1 protein-coding gene is annotated in these 1,259 nt (G+C 52.3%); it reads right to left on the bottom strand.

Features of this window, described 5'->3' with window-relative positions; translation table 11 throughout:
- Window positions 1-50: 50 nt before the first annotated feature.
- A protein-coding gene (locus ACIOVB_RS27770; protein ID WP_401272306.1) for an IS3 family transposase occupies window positions 51-1,192 on the bottom strand; the annotation gives its coding sequence in 2 pieces (ribosomal slippage) (window positions 51-931 and window positions 931-1,192; 1,143 coding nt in all).
- Between the last annotated feature and the right edge of the window lie 67 nt (window positions 1,193-1,259).

The raw sequence follows: 1,259 nt of genomic DNA, 5'->3' as shown, positions 1-1,259 counted from the left end.
TTGATCTGGTCAAACGATACTGGACACGGTTATAGGGTTAAGGTCATTTCTCATGCTGCCAAGGCTTCCATGGCTACCGGAGTTCGATAGCCGTTGTAACTGTGCAGCCTGATCCGATTGTAATAATGGGTCAGGTAGCGCAACACATCGGTACTGGCCTCGTCTTCGTTTCGGTAGCCAGCCTTGGGTATCCATTCAGATTTCAAGCTGCCAAAGAAACGTTCCATCGGGGCGTTATCCCAGCAGTTTCCTCGTCGACTCATGCTTTGTTTTATGCGCATGTCCGCCAGCGTTTCACGGAACATTTTGCTGCTGTAATGGCAACCCTGATCCGAATGAAACATCAAGTTTTCAGGGCGTCCTCGCGACTCGAAAGCCATCTTTAACGCTCGACAGGTCAGCACAGAATCCGGGCTTTTGGACATCGCCCAGCCGACGATGCGCCGGGCATGCAGATCAAGCACAGCAGCCAGATAAACCCAGTAAGTACCGGCCCAAATGTAAGTCACGTCGCCACACCACACTTGATTGGGTGCCTCGACGTTGAACTTTCGCTCCAAATGATTGGGGGCGTATTGCGCCTCCGCACCGCTGGGTTTGTAACGATGCCTGCGCCGTTGCTGGCTCTTCAACCCAAGCTCGCGCATCAGGCTACGAGCCATGTAACGACCTACCGACTCTTTTTCGTTACACAGCGCCTTTGACAGACCGCGCGCGCCCATTGAGCCGCGACTTTGCTCATGTAATTCAGCAGCTTTGATCTTTAGGCGATTACGCTCGTTATCCGCCTTTGCCCGCTGTTTCAAACGTTCGTAATAACTGCTGCGATTGATTCCAAATACGCCGCACAACTCGGATCTTGAATACTGCTCGCTTAACTCCTCAACCAGCCTTACCGATCGAGGGAATCCGACATCAAGAGAGCTGTAGCCTTTTTTAAAATTTCCTTCTCGCGCTCAATCCGTCGAATTGTTGCTTCCAGTTCCTGGATGCGTTGTTGGTCAACGGTCATGGCTTTGGACTTCTCAGGTGTCTTGCCGCTGCGCTCCGCGCGCAACTGCTCAACCCAGCGGCGCAGAGCTGTAGGGCCCACACCCATTGCTTCGCAGGCTTCACTCACCGAATAGTCTTTATCCAAAACCAGGCAAGCCGCATCCCGTTTGAAATCTGTCGAAAAATATCGTCTGGTCATATCACACCTCGTCGCTGGGCGTAGATTACCGCCCTTTAGGGGTGTCCAGAATCATTAAGCCAGATCA

Origin of the sequence: Pseudomonas sp. NPDC087639 (assembly GCF_044743385.1) — a bacterium.
GTDB lineage: Bacteria > Pseudomonadota > Gammaproteobacteria > Pseudomonadales > Pseudomonadaceae > Aquipseudomonas.
This window is presented reverse-complemented; position numbering and strand designations above follow the sequence as displayed.